Genomic DNA, 14505 nt, shown 5'->3' with positions numbered 1-14505 from the left:
GGCTCATGCTACGTGGAAAACGGGATTGAAGCTGTCGGTCCACGCAGCGTCCCACCAAGCCCTCACGACGATCAAACGATCATCGGAACGAGATGCAGCGTGTAGAACCGGTACAGCCCGGACAGCCACGCGCAGAGCCACAGAACCATGAACCCGACGACGCCGACACGAAGCCGGCTCCGCCAGTGGCCCATGTTCTCGTGGAGCTCGTCGATGTCCGCGTCCGGGTCGTGGTACGCGTCGGCGTTCCATTTCGCCTGAAAGATACGGACGATCCCCGTCAGCGCGAACACCAGAAGCGCGTACGCTTGGATTCCGAAGAACGCGTGGATCACCGCATCGCCGGTCATCTGCCCGAGAATCCGTGGAAGCATCCATGTCACGAGCGGTACGGTCGTGAGAACGAGTCCGACAGTGACGTATTTGAGATGATGTGTGAGCACTGACCACGACACCGTTTCGGCGTCGATCATGATCCACGCACCGTACAACAGGAACGGCAAGCTCGCGGTCACCGACAGCGCCGCGATCGCCGCGATGACCGACTCGTCGACCATGCACAGTCGTACGGGCCGTAGCGCGTAAAACTCCCCGATCCGAGATGCACGCCCGACGGGTCGGACCAAAACGGTTACCCTCCGGGGACCGTACGTTCGAGCGATGGACGACGCCTCGACGCGTTCGGACGACCCCGTCGACGCGCGGAGCGGCTCCTCCATGGAGGAGATGGACGCCGACCTCGACGAGCTTCGGAAACGGGTCGAAGCCGAGTACGACTTCGACGAGTTCGGCCCGTCCGACATGGCCCGGATGAGCGCGGACGAGTGGGACGCCGTCTTCGACCCCGAGACGTGGATCACCGGTGACGAACTGCTCGACCGCGTCGAAGCAGAACTGAAAACGCGGATCGCGAGCCGTGAGCTGTTCGGGATCCTCGAGCGCGTCCGCGAGGACGGCACCGAGCGCGTGCTCGTCTACTCCGACGAGGGGTACGCGATGGTCGGCCCGGACGGGTCGGTGGCCGGTCAGGGAACCGTGCGACGAGACGTCGAACCGGTGATCGCGCTCGCGGCGATGGAGAGCTACGACGTCCCGGAGCCGCCGGATGACTGGTCGCTGCCGCATCCCGACACGGTGCCGGAAGGATCCGGCGAGTTCGGCAACCTCATGATGCAGATCGTCGCCGCAGTCCAGCTCGTCGCCGGCGCGGCGCTGCTCGGCGCGTGGATCTTCCTCGGTGTGGAGACGATCATCGCGCCGGCGATCGCCATCCTGTTTCTTTTCGTCGGGGTGTTTCTGTTCGCGATGGTTGCGAACGCCCGACTCTCCGACCGCTTCCGAGCGGAGGAGTACCGAAACCGGCTCCGGACGCTCCGTGAGATGGAGACGCGTCCGGAGTTCGTCCCGGTCGACGACGGCGCTTCGGAGGGCCGAGGACCACCTCTTGGTGACGAGCCGAGCCAACCGACGACTGACGCCGAGCGGACGCCGCCGGACGCTGACGCACACGAGCCCGACTCCTGAAACGTCGAATATCGGCCGACTCAGGGGAGTTACGCTGTACCCATCGACCGTCGTTAGTCGGTGGGTTTAAGCGCGACCCGTCCTGACGGTGTGTTGTATGAAACGGCGGGAATTCGTGCGAACGGCCGGCGGTGCCACCGCCGCGGTCGCCGCCACGACCGCAGCGACCGGTACGGTCGCGGCCGAGGAAGGCCCCGACTTCGAGGGCTACCTCGACGGCGTCGACGGAGGCATACGGGACCTCCGCGGCCAGGACGAGGTCGTCGTCGACGTCGGCGCGGAAGGAAACGGCGGGAACCTCGCGTTCTCGCCGGCCGGAATCTGGATAGACGAGGGAACGACGGTTCGCTGGGTGTGGACCGGCGAGGGCGGCGCACACAACGTCGTCGTCGACGAGGAGAACGCGGACTTCGACAACGAACACTCGTTCGACAGCGGGGATCCGCTCGACGAGGAGGGGTACGAGTACGAGCACACCTTCGAGGAGGGCGGTCGAAGCGGCTACGTCTGTACACCCCACCGCGGCGTCAACATGTTCGGGGCGGTCGCCGTCGGCGACGACGTGCCGGTGCTCGAGGCCGGGCCGGACGACGGCTGGCCGGAGGACCCCGGCCAGTGGGGCGTGCCGATCCACGCCCACTGGGTCGGCGTCGCGTCGGTGTTCGGCATCGTGTTGACGTTCGTGTTCACGTTCTACATGCTCAAGTACGGTGAGTCGGCTCACACCGGCCACGGAGGGAACCAATGAGCTCCGGCGGCTCCTCGTACGGCGACATCCATCGGTACGAGCCGGCCCGCGAGAGCACGGCGGCCGCCATCGCCATCGTGCTACTCACGATCATCGAGGTCGTGTTCGTGTTCCTGTTCGTCTACGGGTTGATGTTCGGCTGGGCGACGACGGAGTTCGGCAACATGTACATGGGCGCGCTACTCGCGCTGATCTTCATCGACCTCAGCTTCATCCTGCTGTTGTACCGTAAGGAGTTCCTCCCGGACGTGATGATAGTGAAGAAACGCCGGCGCAAGTGGGAGGACCTGTACGTCCGCGAGGAGGACAAAGACGGCGTTGAACTGGAAGGGGGCAACGCCTGGGAGACGGTGAAGCGCGCGGTGTACCCCTACTACAAGCGGTGATATCTCAATGAGTCTGAAAAAACGTGACGAGATGGACCACAACGCGTGGCTCAAAAATCAGGATCTGACGGTCATCGAGACCGCGTTCCTCACCACGCTCATCTGGCTGGACAAGCGCCTCCGCATCGTCGACTACCTCGAGCTGCTGGAGACGATGTACTACCGTGCGAACCTCCAGATGCCGAAGAGCCACACCGAACAGTACGATCTGGACAACAAGTTCTGGTACTGGTACCCCCTGTACTCGCTCGGATCGCTGTCGATCATCGCGTACCTGGTCGCGGCGGTCTCGGGCGCGCTGCTTGGGTTCTACTACTCGCCGTCGACCGCGGGTGCCGTGGCACAGGGCGACCCGACGGCCGCGTACGACTCAGTGGTCGAGATCATGCAGGACGTGCAGTTCGGGTTCATGCTCCGGTCGATCCACCGTTGGTCCGCCCAGTTCATGGTGGCGGCGGTGTTCCTGCATATGCTGCGGGTGTACTTCACCGGCTCCTACAAGGAGCCCCGAGAGGTCAACTGGATCCTCGGCATCGTGCTCATCGGCCTGACGCTGCTTTTCGGCTTCTCCGGCTACGTCCTGCCGTGGAAGCAGCTGTCGTTCTGGGCGGCACAGATCGGCGTCGAAATGGCGCTCGCGACGCCCCTCGTGGGCGAGTGGGCGGCACAGCTACTGTTCGGCGGATTCACGCTCGGGCAGGCGACGCTCGTGAGAATGTACATCCTGCACGTGTTCATCCTGCCGTTCGTGGTGACGGCGCTCATCGCGCTCCACGTCGGCATCGTCTGGGTGCAGGGGATCGCGGAGCCGCACTAAGCCAATGACCGACGACAACCACACTACGACCGACTCGCCCGGTGACGAGCGGGCACGCACCGACGGCGGAACCGACGAGCAAGCACGCACCGACGGCGGAACCGACGACTCGCCGCGCACGGACGGCGGCGCGCCAGCGACGATCCCGCCGGACGACGAGACGCCCACGTGGAGCGAGCGGAAGGAGCGCTCACAGGGGCTCTCTCAGCTCACGTATCAGTACTTCGAGCGGGCTCGCCGCGAGGACGAGGACCTCCGTACGGAGTCGACGTACGTCGAGCGCGACGTGTTGGGCTTTCCGACGTGGCCCCACGAGACGATTCGAAACCTCGCGATCACGAGCTTCTTCGTCGGGATCATGCTGCTCGTCTCAGCAGTTCTGCCGCCGCATTTCGGTGCGCCGGCGAATCCCGGATCAACGCCGGCTATCATCCTGCCCGACTGGTACCTCTACTGGTCGTTCGGCCTGTTACACCTCGACCCGATCAATCCCGAGATCGCGCTGCTGGGCGGCGAGAAGATCGTCTCCGACGAGCTGTACGGGCTCCTCGCCCACGGCGTCGTGTTCGGGATCATCACGCTCGTTCCGTTCCTGAACAAGGGGAGTGCTCGCCGGCCGGTCGAGCAGCCGTTCTGGGCGGCCGTCGGCGTCGCCGGCGTGATCTTCTCGGTCACGATCGGCATCCTCGCCATCCAGAATCTCGTGCCGATGGAGCTCGAACTGCTGATCAACCTCGTGTTCCTGCTGCCGGTCCTCGGCGGGGTGATCACGTACGCCGTGTTGAAGACGATGCGAGAGGGGTACATGTACGACCTCAACCGGCGGTACTACATGCTCCGCCCGCCGAAGTAGGACGAACGGTACCGCCGCTTCGCGTCCGCCGTTTTCGACCGCACTCGATCCCAATCCGATGTCGAACTCAGACACGCACGACGATTTTCAGGCCGTCGACGAGACCGGCGATCCGATCGCGACTGACGACACCGACGACCCGCGAAACGAGCCCGTCGGACCGCGGATCGGACCGGACGGGCGAGAGATCGTCGTTCCGTTGCGGCTGTACAAGACGGTCGTCGTGTTCTCGACGCTCGTTGCCGTCGCAACGTACTTCGTCGGCTTTACGCTCATCGACGCGGCGACGCTGCAGATCAGCTTCGTCCGGACGACGATCGTGTTCCTTTTGGAGGCGTTCGGGCTCGGGCTCGCGGAGGACGTCGTGACGGCGCTTCTGGCGATCGCCGGCGTCGCCTCGATCCTGCTCGGAACGGCGATATACGTGCTCGGAACGCGGTTTCGAGCCCAGGGAATGGGAAAGGCTCAAGAGGACTCCGGCGAAGAGTAATCCAATGGCAGACGAGTTCATGAAGGGCCTCGCCCTGTTCACCCTCGGGGGGCTCGGGTGGCTCACGTTCGCGGGCTGGTACCGTACGCCGAGCTTCTATCAAGTCGACCAGCTGTTCGCCGACCCGCGGGCCGCACAGAGCGTCTACGAGGAGATCGGGATCCTCGCCGGGGACGTGTTCTTCTGGCTCATGATCATCGGTGCGCTCACCTTCTGGGTGCTGGTCCCTGCGAGCCGTGAGCTTCGCGAGATGCTCTCCGAGGACGCCGACGCTGCGAACTGACCGATCCGGACAGTGTCCGGCGCAGCCGTGGCCGCGCCGTCGCCGTCGGGAGACGACCCGACCCCGATCGCTTGTCGGAACGCCGGCCCGCCCGTACTGAAAAGGAACCCTTAGGCCCGCCCGGATGCACGGATCGGGTATGCAGCATACGGCGGTCGCTGACGAGGGACCGAGCGTCCCAGACGGCGACGGCGCGGCTATCGTCGCCGACGGCGTGCGACGGTCGTACGGCGATGTCGATGCGGTCGATGGCGTCGACCTCATCGTCAACCCCGGGGAGGTGTTCGGACTCATCGGCCCGAACGGAGCCGGCAAGACGACGCTGGTGCGTGCGCTCACCGGAACCACAGCGTTCGAGGGAACGGTCCGCGTGTTCGGAGCGGATCCGCGGGCGGTCGATCCGGCCCGAGTCGGGCTACTGCCCCAGTCGTTCGACCCGCCAGCGCGGCTCACCGCCCGCGAGCTCGTGGCGTACTACGGCGGGCTGTACGACGACGCCCGAGACGTCGACGGCGTACTCCGTGATGTCGGGATGGCGGACGACGCGGACGCGTGGTACGAGACGCTGTCGGGGGGACAAAAGCGTCGGACCTGCGTCGCGACCGCGCTCGTGAACGACCCGGATCTCCTCTTTCTGGACGAGCCGACGACGGGGATCGATCCGGCGGGACGGCGAGCGCTGCATCGGTTGATCGAACGGCTGGCGGAAAGCGGGACGACCGTGTTTCTTACGAGTCACGCCATGGACGAGGTGGAACGGCTGGCCGACCGTGTCGCGTTGCTGCGTGACGGCCGCATCGTCGCGAGCGGGGCCCCCGACGCACTTATTAGCGAACACGGTGGGCGGCCGCGACTGGACGTTTCGCTTTCGCGTCCCCCGAGCTGCGAGGCGGTGGATCGGCTCTCGGCGCGCGTGGATGTCGACGCCACGGACGGCGGACTGCGGTTCGTCGGGGTGCGGCCGGAGGAGATCGGAGGTGCAGTCGACGCGTTGGAGGGCGTCGGGCTCACGTTCGAGTCGCTGACGTGGAGCGAGCCATCCCTCGAGGACGTGTATCTTCGCCTCACCGGCGAGGAGTACACGCCACGAGGCGAGCAGGACGAGGGTGCCGGACGGACCGAATCCGACGGCGGCGAGACCGTGCGGAGGGAAGCGTCCGCGAACACGGCGGAGGATGACGAATGAGCCGTATCGGTCGCATCCGCGCGGAGACGATCGCCTCCGCTCGCTCGTTCCTCCGCCGGCGAACGGCGGTGTTTTTCACCTTCTTTTTCCCCGTTATTCTCGTCGTCATCTTCGGTGCCCTGGTTCGGACACAGCCCACGGGGGGCGGGCTGTTCGCCGAGCCCGCAGGGTACTACATTCCCGGCTACCTCGCGGTCGTCGTGCTGTTCACCCCGCTCTCGCGCGTCGGCTCCGAGATCGCTCGGCACCGTGACGGAGGGCGGTTCGAGAAGCTCGCGACGACCCCGCTGACTCGAACGGAGTGGCTCGTCGCCCACACGCTCGTGAACGTTGCGATCATCGGGGCTGCGAGTCTGTTGATTCTCGGGCTCGTTCTTGCGGTGACGGACGCGACGCTTCCGGTGACGCCGGCGCTGGCGGCGCTGCCACTGTTCGTCGCGATCGGCGTCGCGCTGTTTTGCGGGTTCGGTGCCGTGTTGGGAGCGCTTGCGGACTCTCAGGACGGCGTGATAGCGGCGAGCAACACCGTCGCGCTGCCGCTGCTTTTTCTCTCGGAGACGTTCGTGCCACCCGAACTGCTTCCCGGGTGGTTTCTCCCGGCGGTCGCAGCCTCGCCGTTGACGTACTTCGCCCGTGGAACCAGGGCGATCACCTACGAGCCGGGCGCGTGGATCGGTGACCTCGCCGTGCTCTCCGCACTCGCCGTCGCCTTTCTCACGGTTGGCGCGTACGCGATTCCCCGGACCGACTGATCCGCACCGAGCCGGCACACACGAGGCAACCGCCGTTCGCCGACGTGAACGCACCCCGGGGTCAAGCCCCGGGGCTTCCTGCTTCAACGACGCGCTTTGCATTCACAGCCTCTCGCTGAGGTGTGAACGTAGGGAGCGCAGTCTGCACAGGCGTTGATTCGGAGCGTCCCACCCCTAACTGCTTCAATCCACGATAAAGAATATTCTTCGCCGCGTTCAGATCGCGGTCCTCGGTATGGCCGCACGCCGGACAGGAGTGTTCACGTACCCAGATTGGCTTGGCTGTCTCGACGCCACAAACTGAACACTCTTTGCTCGTTCCGTCTGGATCAACTGGTTCAACGTGTGTACCGTGTAGGTCAGCTTTGTACTCCAGCAACTCGATAAACCCTGACCACGCAGCGTCCTGCTTGTTTTTCGCGTTCTGGCTCGTTTCCAGCATCGGCTTCACATCCAAGTCTTCGACAGCCACAACGTCGTACTCTTTGACGAGCCACGTCGTCAACTTGTGCTGGAAATCTTCGACCTTCCGCTTGATTGCTCGTTTTGCTTGGGCTACTTTTCGGCGTTGCTCGCCCCAATTGTTGGAGCCGTGTTCTTTCCGGGCGAGTTTCCGCTGTTCGCGTGCATAGCGGTCGTACTCGTCGGACAGGTCGAGCGTATCCACAGACAGGTTTTCCGAGGTGTGGATGTAGCTGGTGATGCCGAGGTCAACACCCACGCAGTCTTCGGGTTCAATCTCACTGAGTGGCGGTTTCTCTGGCGTCTCTTCGACGGTGATCACGAGTGAGACGTACCACTTACCGGTTGTCTCTTTTTTGAGGATTACCTCGTCAATGTCGTCTGCTGGTGGTACGTCGCGTTCTGCCCGAATCTTAAACCAGCCAATCTTTTCGAGTCGGAGTCGTACGAATCGGTCGTCGCCCGTGTTGTGATCCACGTTGAAGCGACTGGATTGATTGTACGACACCGACCGAAATTCCCCTGCACCTTGCCATTTGAGCCGCCCAACACCGTAGCCTTCGTTTCGCCGTTCTTGGAGCGTGTCAAGATCGCTGTGAATTTGGCTGATAGCTTGTTGAGCTGCGTGTTGAGAGGGTTCGGCAAACGTCGGCCACTGGTTTGCCCATTGTTTGAGTTTGCTGTGTTGGTCGTAGTCAGATGGCCGGTCGTTGTAGTTACTGCCGTAGTAGTCCCGCACGGCATGGTTACGAATCTGCCGGAGGATGTCGATCTGGTGCCACGCTTCGCTTGCCACGTCGTCGGGCAGGTATGCACGGAAGCGAAGCGTGTGTTTCATCGTTGTTAGTCGAGTTTTTCAACAGTGAGTTGTAGCTGGTCGCCTTCTTCCAGATCAAGTCCTTCGCGGACCTCTTCTGGGATTGTGACTTGTCCGCGTTCTCTGAGTTTCGGGTAGCATTCCATCGAACTCATTGCTATTTATTCATACTCAATTGTATTAAGGATTGTGTATTGTCGGCTTCAACCCCGGGGTCAAGCCCCGGGGCAGTCGCCTTGTACCGCTTGTACACCGGCTCGTCTGTGACGCGGAGGCGTGGTGTTCCGGCGTTCACGGGTCGAGATCGCCCTCGATCTCGTTCGTCACCCGCTCGTGGAACTCCCGGAGTACGGCCAACTCGTCGTCGGCCAGAACGACGTCCGAGTCGACGAGCGTCGCGAGCCCGAACGCGAGCGGCGTCGGGGAGTCGACGGTGTGGTCGACGATCGCAAGCTCGCCAGCCTCGATCCGCGACAGCACGTCCACGATCCCGTCGACGTCGAGCTTCTCCTCTAACAGCTCGCGGTACGTTTCCTCCGTCACGGCGAACTCCTCGAGATCGTGGGCGAACGACAGCAGCATCTCCGCGGACACCTGCTGTTCGGCCGCACTCTTCTCGTACCCCTTATACCGTTTCAGGATCAGCAGCGACCGCCCGGCGTTGATCCGGAAGTAGCGCTGCAGGAGATCGGTCCCACGGAGCGCGTCCCGGAGGTCGGCACGGACGGTCGACGGATCGAGCCGTCGTAAAACGCCGGCAACGTCCGGCTTTCGATTGAGCGGCACCGAGATGCTGAACCCGTTGTCGGCGACCGCGACCGCGACGTTGGTGGTGGTTCGCGCCGCACACTCGGCAGCCACGAGTCTGGAGAGCCCGTCGTTGAACCGCCGACCGTAGTTCGAGTGCACGTAGTATCGCCGCTTGTACGCGCTCCGGTCGAGCTCCTCCTCGACGACGAGTCGGTCCGGCGTCGACACCGACTTCACGCCGGCGTACCGTCGCTGTTCGTCGAACATCCGCGTGATCGCGCGTACCGCGTTCTCGTCGAGGGGGAGCTCTCGAAGCCACTCGCGGACCGCCGGCGGTCCGTCCGCAGTCAACCGGTCGAGCAGCTCGGCACGAAACCGTAACACTTCGCGGCCGAGGTCGGCGGACAGCGGGAGCCGCTCGGCGTACCACGATGGAACGGTCGGACGCTCGCTCGTCCGGTCGACGTACACCTTCGAGCCGCGCCGATAGCGGAACGAGAACCGCTCGCCGCCGAGCGCGAACGTATCGCCCGGCTCCAGCGTGTCGAGGTACGTTTCGTCGAGCGTTCCGACCCACTCGTCGTCCCGGGTAAACACGTCACAGGTGAACGAGTCGGGTATCGTCCCGACGTTCGTCATGTAGATGACTCGGGCCAGTCGGCCGCGTTTACCGACGAGCGTCTCGCCGACGGGAAACGTCTCGTGATGGTGGTCGCCGCCGGGCGGGTCGTTCTCGTCGCGCCACACCTTCGCGTACACGTTCTTCTCCTCCAGGCCGTCGTACTCCGCCGTGAGATAACACAGGAGCCGCTCGTACGCCTCCTCGTCGAACGCACGGTACGGGTACGCCCGTCGGAGCACCTCCCGAATCTCGCGGTCCGGTCGGACACGATTGATCGCCATGCCGTACACGTGCTGTGCGGCGACATCAGCGGCGTTCTCGGGGAGAAACACCCGATCGATGAACCCCTCCTCGGCCCGCGCAAGCATCGTCGCACATTCGACGAGCTCGTCGCGGTCGAGCGCGAACACGCGCCCCTCGACCGTCGCTCCTGGGCGGTGTCCTGCGCGACCGACTCGCTGGAGCAGCGCCGCGACGGACTTCGGCGAGCCGATCTGGACGACGAGATCGAGGTGTGGCATATCGATCCCGAGCTCGAGGCTCGTCGACGTGGTGACGACGTCGAGGGTGCCGGCTTTGAGCCCCTCCTCGACGCGCGTCCGCTGCTCCGCGCCGAGGCTCCCGTGGTGGCAACCGGAGTTCGACTCGTCGTACTCGTACCGCTCCCTGAGGTCTCTGAGGACGCGTTCCGCCCCCGAGCGGGAGTTGGTGAACACGAGCGTGTTCGTATGCTCGCGGATCAGCTCGTCGAGCGCCTCGTAGAAGCGGTCGGTGACGACAGAACGCGGGGTGTGTACCAGATCCGCCGCCGGCGTCCGGAGCTCGAGGTCGAACTCCCGAACGAACCGCGTGTCGACCAGCTCACAGTCGCGGGGCTCGAATCCGTCGGCGTCACCGACGGAGCCGGAAACGCGTTCGCGGCCGACGAGGAAGTCGGCGATCTCGTCGAGCGGTTCGACGGTCGCGGAACAGCCGATTCGAGTCGGTGAGTCGTCGACGAGCTCCTCGAGTCGCTCCAGCGAGACGGCGAGATGGGTGCCGCGCTTGTTCGCGGCGAGCGCGTGGATCTCGTCGACGACGACGTACTCGACCGTCTCGAGCTTCGTTCTGAACTTCGGGGCGTTGAGCAGGATCGCCAACGTCTCGGGAGTTGTGTTGAGGACGTGTGGCGGCTCCTCGAGCATCGCTTGTCGGTCCGCGTCGCTCGTGTCGCCGTGGCGGATCGCCTGCCGAACGTCCGGATCGTAACCCGCGTCGGACAGCTCCGCCGCGATCCCCGACAACGGCGTGTCGAGGTTTCGGGTAATGTCGTTCGCGAGCGACTTCAGCGGCGAGACGTACAGACAGTAGACGGAATCGTCCAGTTCCCCCGCAGTCTCCCGCTCGAACAGGTCGGCGAGGATCGCCGTGAACGCCGACAGCGTCTTTCCGCTTCCGGTTGGCGCGGCAACGAGACAGTTCCGCCCCGCGTCGATCCGGGGGATCGCCTCGCGCTGTGGCGGGGTGAAAAACCCGCCGTTCTCCGCGACGTGTGCGCCGAACTCGCGAACCCACCAGCGACGAACCGCCGGCGAGAGCGTCTCGAGAACGTCGCCGTCGGCTATCGGAACCGTCTCCGGATCGAACCCGAGATCGCGGTCGGCCGCGAGCGGTCCGCTGTCGGTTGCAAGCGATCGGAGCAGTGCTCGCGGCGTGGCGTCGCCGTGGCGTGCCGTCACTGGATCGACCGTGGGGTCGCGGGCCCAAATCGGTTGTGTGGGTCGCCCGATCCGTACCGACAACCGTCCGATTTTTGTGCTGATCGCCCGGTTTATCCGAACGGGTGTCGTTCGACCAGCCGTATGACGGGCTACGCGGAGCCGGCGGACCGAAGCATCGACACGAATCTCTTTGTCACCGTCTCCGGGCCGCCGGGCTGCGGGGCGACGACCCTGACGGAGCGGCTCGCGGGGGCGATGGACTGCGGTTACGTCTCGGGCGGCGAGCTGTTCCGCGAGATCGCCGAGGAGCGGGACATGAGCCTCTCACAGCTGATCGCAAAGACGAGCGAGTCGGAGGAGATCGACCGCGCGCTCGACCGGCGGCTGCGCCGGATCGCCGAGCAGTGGGGGACGGCCAACAACGCGTTCGTGCTCGAATCTCGGCTTGCCGGGTGGATCGCGGGCAACCGGGCGGACGTCAGGATCTGGCTCGACGCGCCCGAAGACGTGCGCGCGGACCGAACGCTTGACCGCGAGGAGATGACCTCCGAGATGCAGGTTCGGGAGGTGATCGAGGCGAAACGCTACGAGTCGTACTACGGCATCGACCTCAGCGACCGGTCGATCTACGACCTCACGATAAACACCGGCCGGTGGGACCCCGAGTCGACGGTCGAACTGGTGTTGACCGCGATCGATCGCTACGACGTCCAGCACGATGAGGGTGCGTTCGAGACGCCCGAGTTCGATATCTGACCGTCGGACAGCTTCCTCGATCGAGGGTGTCGCGGTCGTGGGGGCCGCCACGAAGGGAAACGACTTAATGGACTACGCGCGCAGATTCAACGTATATGAGCAACGGCGACGACGCGGAGGACGCCCCCGAGGAGGCGGACGCCGCGGACGAGACGGCCGCACCGGCCCGCCCCGAGGAGGCAACCGAGGAGTCGCTAACGGAGTATCTCGACGAGATCGAAGCGCTTCTGGACGACGCCGAGACTGAGGCCGATCTCGATGACGTCGACGCGCTACTCGACGACGCCGAGGACGCCCTCTCCGAGGCCGACCTCCCGGAGCCGGACGAGGACGACGAGGATGCCGACGATCCCCGCGCGGATCTGGAAGACCGGATCGGCGACCTTCGGGACGGCGTCGAGGAGAACCGCGGTCCGTACGCCGAGGATGTCGTCGACGAGATCGAGACCGCAACGGCGACGGTCGAGGAGACGGAGTGGACCGCGGACGGGATCGACGACGTGGCGGAGGCAGTCGAGTCGTTCGCGGCCGACGTCGGGGAGGTGCTCGACGTCGACGTGAGTCTCGATGGCGACGAGATCGAAGCGCTGGTGGCCGCGCTCGAAGCGGTCGCGGACGGCGTTGGCGACGCGGGGCTCGACCCCGACGCCGACGCGGATGCGATCGCCACGCTCCTCGAGGCGACGGATGCGCTCGACGGCGATCTCGACGACGCAGAGGAGTGGGACGACCTGGAGACGCACGAGCAGCTCCGCGCGCAAGGGTACTACGACGTGCTCGGCCATTACAAGGACTTCCCCGTCGAGTGGGCCGCACTGAAAGAACACGAACAGCGCGGCAACGTCGATATGGTGTTGCTCGCGCTCGACTCCCTGCAGTCGGACTTCATGGAGCGTCACTGTCTGGAAGCGCTCGAACGGATGGGAAAGCGGGCACACACCGAGGACGCGGTCGAGGAGATGATCGGCCGCGCTGGCAAGCGTGACGAGTTCGCGATCCGGATCCTCGGCAAGATGGCAGCCGAGGACGCGGTCGAGACGCTTCTCGACTACGTGGACGAGGACTCGAACCCGGGACTCCAGAAGGCGACGTTCAAGGCGCTCGGCGAGATCGGCGCGGAGGAGGCGGTCCAGCCGATAGCGAACAAGCTGGCGGGCGACGACGAGGAGATCGAGCCGCTCGTCCGCCCACATGCCGCACGCGCGCTCGGACTGATCGGCGACACGCGGGCGGTCGCGCCGCTCGTGGACGTGCTCGAAACGGACGACTCTGACGACGTCAGAGCGGCCGCCGGATGGGCACTCCGTCAGATCGGCACCCAGGAGGCGATAGAACCCGTCGCGGAGTACGGCGACGAGCGTTCGTTTATGATCCAGACCGAGGCCGAGAAAGCGGCGGAGACGCTCGATGCGGCCGCACCCTCCGCATAGAATACTTGGCATGGTGTCCACCATGATCGCATACCTGAATCACTCGCGTGACGCTGCGTGGTTCGTGATCGATGTCGGGCGTACGTCGCTCACGAGGGTGGATGGGTGGTTTATAAGCGATACCGTGGAGGGGTTGGTGTTCATTTATAAGTGAGTCGCGAGAGCGATAGCTCCGCGACGAACGATCCGAAAGCCCCAGCCGCGACGGCTCGCGCGCCTTGCTGCGCTCCTCGGTCGCTCACTGCGTTCACTCCCTGCGGTGCTTACTGCGGCGGGCGTCGCCCCACCGGGAGACTGCGTCTCCCGAGCCCCCGCTCGCTCCGCTCGCGGGGATCACGGCTGCCCCTTTCAACCCCACCCGACCGCACCGCAACCGCACCTCACGCCTCCCCAGCCTCGTCGGCGGCTCGCGCGTTCCGCGCTCGCCGCCGCCTCCCTCGCACGCGCTCCTCGCGCCCTAGAAAGGGCGCTCGGAGGCGCGCGCCGACCGCCCGCAGTCGCCTGATAAACGAACAATGTTTTGCTTGTGGTTGCGGTGGCGCGCGCCGCGAGCGGGCCGCAGGCCCGTGAGCGAGCGCGCGAGGGAGACCGGAGGGGCCGCCGAGCGGTTCCGGCGGCCCCTCCGGTCGAGGCTGGGGTGGTCCGAGGCTGCGGTGCGGTCGGGTGGGACTGGAAGGGGCAGCCGCGAGGGCGACGCACGGCGACGAAAGCACTGCAGGGAGCGAAGCGACCGAAGCGCGCAGCGAGCCGCGCGAGCCGTCGCGGCTGGGGCTTCCGAGGGAGTCTCCTCTCCACCGCTCACTTATATATCGCTCTTCTCCACATCGAGTGAGCCTTTATAACCATCTACTCGAACTCACACTGCACAATATACGCCCGAGATCGAGCACGACACACGCGACGTCGCACGGCTGATCCGGGCACGCGAT

15 protein-coding genes are annotated in these 14505 nt (G+C 65.0%); 11 read left to right on the top strand and 4 right to left on the bottom strand.

Features of this window, described 5'->3' with window-relative positions; genetic code table 11:
• Positions 1 to 71: 71 nt before the first annotated feature.
• A complete protein-coding gene (locus ACYQ0R_RS01485; RefSeq protein WP_459820569.1) occupies positions 72 to 557 on the bottom strand; it encodes a DUF7321 family protein in 486 nt (161 codons plus the stop codon).
• 103 nt (positions 558 to 660) lie between these two features.
• Between ACYQ0R_RS01485 and ACYQ0R_RS01480 the strand changes: the two genes are divergently transcribed.
• The 9 genes from ACYQ0R_RS01480 to ACYQ0R_RS01440 all read left to right on the top strand — a co-directional run bounded on the left by ACYQ0R_RS01480 (position 661) and on the right by ACYQ0R_RS01440 (position 7039).
• Positions 661 to 1524 (top strand): DUF7319 domain-containing protein, encoded by an 864-nt coding sequence (locus ACYQ0R_RS01480; RefSeq protein ID WP_459820567.1) that lies wholly within the window; start codon positions 661 to 663, stop codon positions 1522 to 1524.
• A gap of 97 nt (positions 1525 to 1621) precedes the next feature.
• Complete coding sequence (locus tag ACYQ0R_RS01475; protein ID WP_459820565.1) at positions 1622 to 2272, top strand: halocyanin domain-containing protein; 651 nt, start codon at positions 1622 to 1624, stop codon at positions 2270 to 2272.
• Positions 2269 to 2658, top strand: a complete 390-nt coding sequence (locus ACYQ0R_RS01470) for a DUF7318 family protein (RefSeq protein WP_459820564.1) — start codon at positions 2269 to 2271, stop codon at positions 2656 to 2658. Before ACYQ0R_RS01475 ends, ACYQ0R_RS01470 begins: the two co-directional genes overlap by 4 nt.
• A gap of 7 nt (positions 2659 to 2665) precedes the next feature.
• Positions 2666 to 3475 (top strand): cytochrome b, encoded by an 810-nt coding sequence (locus ACYQ0R_RS01465; protein ID WP_459820563.1) that lies wholly within the window; start codon positions 2666 to 2668, stop codon positions 3473 to 3475.
• A gap of 4 nt (positions 3476 to 3479) precedes the next feature.
• Complete coding sequence (locus ACYQ0R_RS01460) at positions 3480 to 4328, top strand: cytochrome b family protein (protein WP_459820562.1); 849 nt, start codon at positions 3480 to 3482, stop codon at positions 4326 to 4328.
• Between the two features lie 58 nt (positions 4329 to 4386).
• Entirely contained in the window at positions 4387 to 4818 is a 432-nt protein-coding gene (locus ACYQ0R_RS01455) for a DUF7315 family membrane protein (protein WP_459820561.1), read from the top strand.
• A 4-nt stretch (positions 4819 to 4822) separates the two neighbouring features.
• The gene (locus tag ACYQ0R_RS01450; RefSeq protein ID WP_459820560.1) at positions 4823 to 5101 is read left to right on the top strand and encodes a DUF7314 family protein; all 279 of its coding nucleotides are present in this window, start codon (positions 4823 to 4825) and stop codon (positions 5099 to 5101) included.
• A 139-nt stretch (positions 5102 to 5240) separates the two neighbouring features.
• On the top strand, positions 5241 to 6287 hold the full coding sequence (locus ACYQ0R_RS01445; RefSeq protein ID WP_459820559.1) for an ABC transporter ATP-binding protein: 1047 nt from the start codon (positions 5241 to 5243) through the stop codon (positions 6285 to 6287).
• Complete coding sequence (locus tag ACYQ0R_RS01440; RefSeq protein WP_459820558.1) at positions 6284 to 7039, top strand: ABC transporter permease; 756 nt, start codon at positions 6284 to 6286, stop codon at positions 7037 to 7039. The genes ACYQ0R_RS01445 and ACYQ0R_RS01440 overlap by 4 nt, the downstream gene beginning before the upstream one ends.
• A 61-nt stretch (positions 7040 to 7100) precedes the next feature.
• Here the strand turns inward: ACYQ0R_RS01440 and ACYQ0R_RS01435 are convergent, their stop codons facing one another.
• From ACYQ0R_RS01435 to ACYQ0R_RS01425, 3 genes are all read right to left on the bottom strand, one after another.
• Positions 7101 to 8339 carry an RNA-guided endonuclease InsQ/TnpB family protein gene (locus ACYQ0R_RS01435; protein WP_459820557.1) on the bottom strand — a complete coding sequence of 413 codons (1239 nt, stop codon included), beginning with the start codon at positions 8337 to 8339 and terminating at the stop codon, positions 7101 to 7103.
• Between the two features lie 5 nt (positions 8340 to 8344).
• Positions 8345 to 8473 carry an AbrB/MazE/SpoVT family DNA-binding domain-containing protein gene (locus ACYQ0R_RS01430; protein WP_411799027.1) on the bottom strand — a complete coding sequence of 43 codons (129 nt, stop codon included), beginning with the start codon at positions 8471 to 8473 and terminating at the stop codon, positions 8345 to 8347.
• Positions 8474 to 8609: 136 nt separating this feature from the next.
• Positions 8610 to 11408 carry an ATP-dependent helicase gene (locus ACYQ0R_RS01425; protein ID WP_459820556.1) on the bottom strand — a complete coding sequence of 933 codons (2799 nt, stop codon included), beginning with the start codon at positions 11406 to 11408 and terminating at the stop codon, positions 8610 to 8612.
• Between the two features lie 123 nt (positions 11409 to 11531).
• On the opposite strand from ACYQ0R_RS01425, the gene cmk reads away from it, so the two are divergent.
• Together cmk and ACYQ0R_RS01415 are read left to right on the top strand one after the other, a co-directional pair.
• Positions 11532 to 12146, top strand: a complete 615-nt coding sequence (gene cmk / locus ACYQ0R_RS01420) for a (d)CMP kinase (protein ID WP_459820555.1) — start codon at positions 11532 to 11534, stop codon at positions 12144 to 12146.
• Between the two features lie 95 nt (positions 12147 to 12241).
• Positions 12242 to 13576 carry a HEAT repeat domain-containing protein gene (locus tag ACYQ0R_RS01415; protein WP_459820554.1) on the top strand — a complete coding sequence of 445 codons (1335 nt, stop codon included), beginning with the start codon at positions 12242 to 12244 and terminating at the stop codon, positions 13574 to 13576.
• The last annotated feature ends 929 nt before the right edge of the window (positions 13577 to 14505 follow it).

The organism is Halorubrum luteum, from assembly GCF_054652935.1.
Note: the sequence above shows the minus strand (reverse complement) of the source record. Positions and strands in the feature narration are given on the sequence as shown.